Below are 7,569 nucleotides of genomic sequence, written 5' to 3'. Positions count from 1 at the left end.
CCGATCTGGCAGATGCGGGTGCCCGGCCGACGACATAGCCGCCGTGTCGTCGGTCGAAGACTGGCACGGCTGGAACGGATCGTGCATCTGGCCGAATGCCGCGTGCTGGCTGGCGACGATAGTCGAACCGTCCCTGCCGCGGCGTTCAAGACCCTGACCGATCTACGCAAGGAACTGGTGGCCGAAGGCAGCGGGGCCTTGTATGACGGCCGCATCGACCGGTTGATCGAACGGCTGGAGGCGCAGCTGGCCCGACCTGGACGGAACGACGCATCGCGCGTAACGCAGGCCGCGACTAGGGCCGGGATCGGGTGATGCGACGACCGCGAATGCAGGTGGTGATTCCGGCACATCGGGCCGCGGCCGATATCGGCGCGTGCATTGCGGGCTTATTGCGCGCGGGATTTGCACCCGGCGATGTCGTCGTCGTGGACGATGCGTCGTCCGACGGGACGGCCGAAATTGCGAAGCGGGCCGGTGTCGCGGTAATCAGGAACGGCGCGAACATGGGCGCTGCCGCATCCCGCAACGCCGGCGCCGCCGCAGGGACATCGGACGTGATCGTCTTTGTCGATGCGGATGTGGTGGTGGCGCCGGATACGCGGGCCGTCATCGAACGGGTCCTCGAAAATCCGGGCGTCGCGGCGGTGTTCGGGGCCTATGATACGGCGCCGATGGTGACGAAGACGGTCAGCCGGTTCCGCAACCTTCTGCACCGGCACACCCATGTCAGTCATGCGGGCGACGTCACCAGCTTTTGGACCGGTCTCGGGGCCGTGCGGCGGGCGGATTTCGAAAGCGTGGGCGGTTTCGATTCAAGCCAGCGGATGATGGAGGACGTGAAGTTCGGCATGGCGCTTGCACGGGCCGGGCGGCGCATCGTGCTTTGTCCCGATTTGCAGGGAACGCACCGCAAGGGATGGAGCCTGGCGGGCATGATCCGCACCGACCTGCTGCATCGCGCGATCCCCTGGGCGCGGCTTTTGCGGTCGGAAGGCGCTGCGATGCCGCGGGCGCTGGCGACGGATCTGGGGGCGCGGATCTCGGTCCTGTCGGTGCTGGCGATGCTGGTCAGCGTGCTGGCGGCGTTCTGGGCGCCCCTTGCCGCGCTGGCCGGGCTGGGCATCTGCGGTGCCGTGCTGATCGCGGCGAACTGGGCGTTCCTGCGCGGGCTTGCGGGGATCGGCGGGTTGCGGCTGACGCTGGCCGCGATCCCGCTTCTGGCGGTGCACTACTTCTGCGGCGGTCTGGGATACGCTTGGGTGCTGGTCACGCCGCGCCGCTAGGACGCCTTGCGCGTGACCTCGAACTCCTCGTGATAGGATCGATCGACATTGACGTTCCAGACGTCGTGATCCTCGCCCATCAGATTGCGGGCGGCATACATCGCCGACAGCATCGAATGGTCCTGGTTGTTATAGCGGTGCAGGCCGTTGCGCCCGACCGTCTGGAAATTCTCAAGCCTCCGCAACCAGTTGCCGACCGTTTCCAAGGCCTGCTGATAGTCGCCGTCATAGACCGGATAGGCCTTGGGCTGGCGGATGACGGCAGCGCCGATCACGTCTTCGGCCGAGGCGAGGCCCAGTTGTTCCAGCTCGCGTCCCGCCAGATCGCGCAGGTCGTCGTCGGACATCGTCCAGAGGCCGTCGCCTTCCTGGCAGAAATATTCCATGCCGATGGATGCCGTGTCCTTGTCGGGCAGCATGTCGGCGGACCAGGCGCGGAAATTCTGGATGCGGCCGACCTTCACCTCGGGGGCGTGGACGTAAATCCAGTTGTCAGGGAACGGATCGGCCTTGTTCAGCACCAGCGTCACGATCAGAAAGTCGCGGTAGTTCAGGCGGTTGGCCGCCTCGACAACCTCGGGCGGGGGGGGCGGATCGAAGGCGCGGATCAGGTCGCGCAGGGCCATCGAATTGATGACCGCGCCGTCGCCGACATCGTGCAGCGCGGTCGTGCCACCCGCGTCCGTCGTCTCGATCCCGGTGACGCGCATGCCGTGGCGAAGGACGCGCCCGACAGGGGCGTTCATCAGCACCGTGCCGCCGGATTCTTCAATGATATCGCGGGTTTTCTCCCACATCTGGCCGGGGCCGAGGCGGGGATATTGAAACTCCTCGATCAGGCTGGCCGTGTCGTTGGCGCCGGAGATGGAGTTCCAGACGGCCTTGGTCAGGGACAGGTTCTTGATGCGCTGGGCGGCCCAGTCGGCGCGGATGTTGCTGGGGGAAATGCCCCAGACCTTTTCGGTGTAGCTGCGGAAGAAGTGCATGTAGAGCCGCCCGCCGAAGCGGTTCATGACCCATTGCTCGAACGTGTCCTCGACCCGGTGGGGACGGACGCGCCATTTCAGATAGCTGGCCATGATGCGGAAGGATTCGTAAACGCCTATGTTTTCCAAGGCGTTGAAGATTTTGAGCGGATACGAGAAGAAGCGTCCGCGATAGTAGATCCGGCTGAGGCGGGGCACGGTGATGAAGTCGTCGCCCATCACGTCGCGCCACATGCGCTGGACATCGGGCACCTTGGTGAAGAAGCGGTGGCCGCCGATATCGAAGCGATAGCCGTTGCTGGTCTCGGTCCGAGCGATGCCGCCGACCATGTGGCTGCCCTCGAAAACCGTCGTATGAAAAGCGTCGGAGTTCCGTAAGAGTTCGTATGCGGCCGTCAGCCCCGCAGGTCCGCCGCCGATGATGAAGACGTCGCGCGTCCGGGGGGTGTCGGGAAGGGCGGGCTGGGTCACGGCGGGTCACTCTATGGCTGGGGCAAGAGGGTATGGTATCAGAGACCGGACGGTTCCTTAACCGCCGAAATTAAGATTCGTTAACATCTGCAATCTTCCGCCCAAGGCTTCGGCAGGGAGGGGCGGACTGCTTCCGGACCAAGACCGCATGAAGGGGCGGCAGAAGGGTCGTCAGCGTGGCGGCAAGACGGATGCGGCCATGCGGATCGCCCAGCACGGCGGCGGGCGAGGCGCGCAGGGCGGCGCGCATCAGGGCGCGCGCATCGGCATGATAGCCGGTGCGATAGGCGGTGGTCGCCCAGACGATGCGGTTGCGGGCCAGGGCGAATCGCCAGTCGCGCGCGTCCAGCACGCCTGCGTCGCGGGCGCGGCGGGCAGCGACCGTCCATCCCGCGCGCTGGCGGCGCCAGTCAGCGGTGATCTGGCCGTCGCGCCGCCGATAGCCGACCAGCACCGCATCCACCGGCAGGATGCAGGCGCCGCGCCCCGCCGTGGCGCGAATCAGGAAGTCGATGCCGATGCAGGACGGCAGCGCCGTGTCGAACCCGCTGGCGCGGTCGATGGCGGCGCGGCGGATCAGCAGGCCCGAATCGGTGTGGATGGGGTTGTCGGTTATCAGCGCCGCCGCGCCGATGGGCCTTGGCGGCGCGGGCGACACGATGCCGAGCGGCACGCCGCCTTCGTCGATGTGCCGGCAGCGCGGAAAGACGATGTCGGCCTGCGGCGCGGCATCCAGCGCGCGCATCAGCGTGGACAGCGCGCCGGGATCGAGCAGATCGTCGCCGTCGAGAAACAGCACCCGGTCGGCGGTGGCGTGGCGCAGCCCCACGTTGCGCGCCGCCCCGAGCCCGCCATTGGCCTGCCGGATCAGCCGCGCGCCGCGCCCCGGCCCACGGAACGCGTCCAGCGCGGCGGCCAGCACATCGGCGGTGCCGTCGGCCGATCCGTCATCGACGGCGATCAACTCGATCGCGGGCCAGTCCTGCGCGGCCAGCGACGCGACCGTCGCGCCGACGAGGGGCGCGACGTTGAAGGCAGGCAGGACGACGCTGACGGCGGGCGTCACGGGTCGCGTTCCAGCAAATAAATCTGCCGCCCGCCATCCTGCATCGAGGTGACGACGAGGCGCTGCCCGCTTGCATCGGGGACGGGATGCAGGTCGCAGCGGAACGGGCCGCGCGGCGGGACATGGCCGGCGAAGGACGCGATCAGGGTGCGGTCGCCGCCGTTCCAGGCGGTCTGGAACAGATCCACATCCTCGCGATACGGGGTGTCGAAGACGGCCGTTTCGGGGGTGCCGCCCGGCCCGATGCGGGGCGGCAGGTGGCGCATGTGGACGTTGGCGTCGATGCCGGGGATCGTGCCGATGCGCCGCCCCTCGGGCGCGGCATCGGCGACCAGCGGCATGTCGCCCGCCCCTTCGTCGTAGTAATAGAGCCGGTCGTCGTCCAGCCAAAGCACATGCGACGTGGCCCGCCCCAGCAGCCGCAGGCCGGTGCCGTCGATGGCGCAGGTCAGGCTGACCCCCATGCGGCCGTTCCAGCCGCCCTGCGGCTTGCGCCAGCGCAGCTTGAGCGTGAAGCGGTCCCCGCCCGGCGCGATCTTCACGTGGTTGAACCAGTAACGATAGCGGTCGAGGCGGTGGCGCAGGCGTTCGCGCAAGGCGAGCCGCGTGCGCAGGAACGCGACGGCACGGGCCAGCGGCAGGATCAGGCGCGGCGCGGATCCGTCCAGCGGCACGGACCACACGCCATCGTCGTCGGGGATGCGGGGCAGCGGCGGCGGGGTATCGGTGGCATAGCCGTAGCCGGGCCGCAGCGCGTTCAGCCGCGCCATGTTCACCGACAGCCCCGCGCGCCCGTCGGGTGTCAGGGCATAGACGGGGCGGGGCAGGGTCGCGGTGGTGCCGGTGCCGGTATCGTGCAGGCGGGCGACGAAGCGGTCGCCCTCGCGGTCGTTCCAGACCAGAGCGTCGCGGCCGGGCACCCATTGGGCCATCGGGCCTTGCTGCCAGCTCCATGCGGTAGTGGCGGCGAGGGGGTGCCAGTCGCCGGGGCGGCCGGCGTCGGCCAGTCCGACCTCGACGCTGTCGCCGGGCGTCGGGTGGCGGCCGGTGAAGGCGGTGCGGAAGCCCGCGATGCGGGTGCCCGTCCCGTCGAAAACGGGAATGTCGTAATAGCTGTGGGAATGAAAGCGGCCTTCGTCCGAGCCGAAGGTCAGTTGCGTCAGGCGCCAGCCGGTCATCCCGCGACCTTTCTGCGAAGGGCCTGAAGGATGCCGAGGCCGCTGCGATAGCGCCCCATCAGGCGCAGGCGGCGCAACCGGCGCGGCCAGTCCTGCGGGGCCGCGTCATCGGCGATGGCCACCGCGTCCAGCGCGATGCCGCCGTGGCGGCGGATATGGTCGAGCTGGCGTTGACCGTAGACCGCGCCGGCGGGGCTGACGCCGGGGGTGGCCAGCCGCTTTTCCAGCCGCTGGGGCAGCGCCTCGGTCCAGTGGATGTGATCGACGCGGGTGGGAAAGGCGAAGCGGAAGGCCGGGTCGTCGATCTGCGGAAAGGCGTTGAGGTTCTGGCGGTAAAGCCAGCGCACCGGCAGGTCGTGGGTGGGCCGATGGCCGCCGCGCGCGGGCAGCAGGCCGTCGCGCGCCGCCATCAGCTTGATCGTGCCGGCGCGGCCGTGATGTTCGCTGCGCCCGCCCACGGCGCGCATCACCTCGGCCCGGATCGGGAACTGGTCGAGGATGCCGGGCGACGCCGCCACGGGCGCCAGGCGACCGCCGGGGGCCAGGCGGTCGATCATCGGGCCCTGGATGCAGTTGGCGCCCAGGGCCTCGGCGCGGGCGAGGCAGGCATGCAGCGGTTCGGGCCAGTGGTGAAATTCGTCCACATCGGCGTGCACCGCCCAGTCGGAGGGCGGGCAGACGGCCTGCTGCACCGCGCCGCGCCTTTCCCACATGGCGCCCGAGGTATAGGGCGCGATCCACAGCACCGGGTCGCGGGTGCCGGCCCGCGCCAGCATCGCGCGGGCGGTGTCGAGGCCGGGGGCAGCGTCGGTTTCGGCGTTAAGGATCACCACGATGCGGGCGGGATCGACCCCGAGGCGCAGGTAATGGTCCAGCCAGTGCGGCAGAAGCGGCAGATCGTGCGCGACCCCGATGCAGGTGAAAAGCCAGGGGCGGATCATGGGCGGGCCATCCATGCGGCGGCGCGCGACGCCATGCGGGCGGCCTCGGCGCGGTGGGTGCGCACCAGCCAGCGCGCCTGGTTGAGATAGGCGCCGGCGACGTGACGGGCGAAGTGCCGGCGCACATCGCGGCTTTCGCGGGAGCGGGCGGCGCGCAGCAGGCGGCGCAGGAAGCGGTCGCCGCGGTCGATCTCGGCCGGCGGGCGGGGCGCGGCTTCGCGCCGCCAGAGCGCGCGGGCGGCGGCGACGTCCTCGATCGCGGGAGCGGTGCCGAGATAGGCGGCCAGATGCCGCTGCGAGACGCCGTTGCTGACCGCGATGCCTTGGGGACCGCGCGCGGCGGATACGGTGCCGCCGTGTTCGCGCCATTCGACCAGCGGTTCGGGCAGGTTGCCCAGATCGCCGACCTGCGCCAGCCGCGCCCACAGGTCGTTGTCCTGCGCCGTCCACAGCGCGGTGTCGTAGCCGCCCAGCGCCATGACGGCGTCGCGGCGGAACATCGCGCCCGGATGCAGCAGCGGGCAGCCGATCAGCGTGCGAAAGCGCAGCCGGGCCGCGTCGGTTTCGGGGCGCAGACGCCAGAGCCGCTTGCCGTCGGCGGCGATGCGCCAATAGCCGCAGGACAGCGCCAGCAGGCCGGGCCGCCCGACGATGGCCTGCGCCTGACGCGCCAGCCTTTCGCGGTGATAGATGTCGTCGGCATCGGCGCGCGCGACCAGCGGCGCGCGGCAGGCGTCCAGCCCTTCGTTCAGCAGCGCCGCCAGACCGCCGGGGGCGGCGGCGCGGACGATGCGGATGCGGTTGTCGGCCGCAGCGGCGCGGTCGATGGCGTCGCGCGTTTCGTCGTCGCGCGCGTCGTCCACGAGAACCAGTTCGAACGTGGTGAGCGTCTGCGACAGCAGGCTGTCCAGCGCCGGGCCGAGATACCGGGCCGAGGCGACGGGCATCAGCACGCTGATTTCGGGGCGGATCATTGCGCGGCCTCGAGCATGGCGCGGAACAGTGGCACGTCGTGGCGCAGCGTCTCGAAGTCACCTCGGGCGGTGACTTGGCCGTCCTGAAGAAAGCAGATCCAGTCGCAGGCCACCAGCGATTGCAGGCGGTGGGTGATCATCACCACGGTCTTGCCTTCGTCGCGCGCATGGATGGCGGCCAGAACGCGCCCTTCGGTCACGGCGTCGAGCGCGCTTGTCGCCTCGTCCAGGATCAGCAGGTCGGGGTCGCGATAGAGCGCGCGGGCGATGCCGAGCCGCTGGCGCTGGCCGCCCGAAAGCCGCATGCCGCCTTCCCCGATGCGGGTGTCGTAGCCGTCGGGCAGTTCGGCGACCACATCCTCGAGCTGGGCGATGCGCGCGGCCTCGATCGCGGCGGCGCGGTCCATCCGGCCGGGGCGCACGCCGCGCGCGATGTTGGCCAGAACGGTATCGTCCACCAGATGAATGAATTGCGGCACATAGCCGACCTGACGCTGCCAGGCGCGGCGGTTGGCGTCGGTCACGTCGCGCCCGTCGATGCGCAGATGCCCCTTCTGCGGCGAGATGAGCCCGAGCAGCAGGTCGATCAGCGTGGTCTTGCCCGCCCCGGTCGGCCCGGCGATGCCGATGCGCGCCCCGCGCGGGATGGTCAGGTTCAGCCCCGTCA

At 69.9% G+C, this 7,569-nt stretch carries 8 protein-coding genes; 2 read left to right on the top strand and 6 right to left on the bottom strand.

All coding sequences use genetic code 11. The annotated features are described in order from the left end of the window. A partial coding sequence (locus tag OCGS_RS12800; protein WP_238538262.1) for a hypothetical protein occupies positions 1-315 on the top strand: 315 nt, incomplete at its 5' end. Next, complete coding sequence (locus OCGS_RS12795) at positions 315-1,286, top strand: glycosyltransferase family 2 protein (RefSeq protein ID WP_083848265.1); 972 nt, start codon at positions 315-317, stop codon at positions 1,284-1,286. The genes OCGS_RS12800 and OCGS_RS12795, both read left to right, overlap by 1 nt. Here OCGS_RS12795 and OCGS_RS12790 read toward each other — a convergent pair. The 6 genes from OCGS_RS12790 to OCGS_RS12765 all read right to left on the bottom strand — a co-directional run. After that, complete coding sequence (locus OCGS_RS12790) at positions 1,283-2,743, bottom strand: NAD(P)/FAD-dependent oxidoreductase (RefSeq protein WP_007427667.1); 1,461 nt, start codon at positions 2,741-2,743, stop codon at positions 1,283-1,285. The two genes, OCGS_RS12795 and OCGS_RS12790, sit on opposite strands and share 4 nt — an antisense overlap. Before the next feature lie 70 nt (positions 2,744-2,813). Next, positions 2,814-3,809, bottom strand: coding sequence for a glycosyltransferase family 2 protein (locus OCGS_RS15265; RefSeq protein ID WP_007427666.1), 996 nt, complete (start codon positions 3,807-3,809; stop codon positions 2,814-2,816). Then, positions 3,806-4,987 carry a hypothetical protein gene (locus OCGS_RS15260; RefSeq protein WP_007427665.1) on the bottom strand — a complete coding sequence of 394 codons (1,182 nt, stop codon included), beginning with the start codon at positions 4,985-4,987 and terminating at the stop codon, positions 3,806-3,808. The genes OCGS_RS15265 and OCGS_RS15260 overlap by 4 nt, the downstream gene beginning before the upstream one ends. Beyond that, positions 4,984-5,928 (bottom strand): glycosyltransferase family 2 protein, encoded by a 945-nt coding sequence (locus OCGS_RS12775; RefSeq protein ID WP_007427664.1) that lies wholly within the window; start codon positions 5,926-5,928, stop codon positions 4,984-4,986. Before OCGS_RS12775 ends, OCGS_RS15260 begins: the two co-directional genes overlap by 4 nt. Then, entirely contained in the window at positions 5,925-6,902 is a 978-nt protein-coding gene (locus OCGS_RS12770) for a glycosyltransferase (protein ID WP_007427663.1), read from the bottom strand. Before OCGS_RS12770 ends, OCGS_RS12775 begins: the two co-directional genes overlap by 4 nt. After that, positions 6,899-7,569 (bottom strand): ATP-binding cassette domain-containing protein (locus OCGS_RS12765; protein ID WP_040611038.1); only part of this gene is annotated, 671 nt, incomplete at its 5' end. The genes OCGS_RS12765 and OCGS_RS12770, both read right to left, overlap by 4 nt.

The sequence above is a fragment of the Oceaniovalibus guishaninsula JLT2003 genome (genome assembly GCF_000299575.1).
Taxonomy (GTDB): domain Bacteria; phylum Pseudomonadota; class Alphaproteobacteria; order Rhodobacterales; family Rhodobacteraceae; genus Palleronia; species Palleronia guishaninsula.
This window is presented reverse-complemented; position numbering and strand designations above follow the sequence as displayed.